This window comes from Collinsella sp. AF39-11AT (assembly GCF_003474585.1).
In the GTDB taxonomy this organism is placed as follows: Bacteria; Actinomycetota; Coriobacteriia; order Coriobacteriales; family Coriobacteriaceae; genus Collinsella.
Genome location: NZ_QROG01000062.1, coordinates 1 through 324, shown reverse-complemented (window position 1 = coordinate 324; position 324 = coordinate 1). Strand labels below are relative to the sequence as shown.

Genomic DNA, 324 nt, shown 5'->3' with positions numbered 1-324 from the left:
CCCTGCCGCTGCCGGACGGCACGTGCGCCTCGGTCCTGGCGGCGCTCTCCTCCCTGCGCGGGGTCCTCGGCGAGGACGGCGCGAGGCGCGCCTTCGGCGCCGTGCTCACCGACAACGGGAGCGAGTTCGCCGACGAGGGCGCCATCGCGGCGCTGATCGGCGAGCGGGACGGCGAGACCAGGCTCTTCTACTGCGACCCCCGGCAGAGCCAGCAGAAGGGCGCGTGCGAGAAGAACCACGTGGAGATCAGGAAGCTGCTGCCCAAGGGCGCCGGCGTCAGGTTCGACCGGCTGACGGCGGCGGACTGCGCGCTGCTCATGTCGC

Annotated in this window: 1 pseudogene; it reads left to right on the top strand. The window is 73.5% G+C overall.

What is annotated here, in order from left to right:
- Positions 1 to 324: pseudogene (locus DW037_RS10445) on the top strand (IS30 family transposase); the annotation flags it as partial.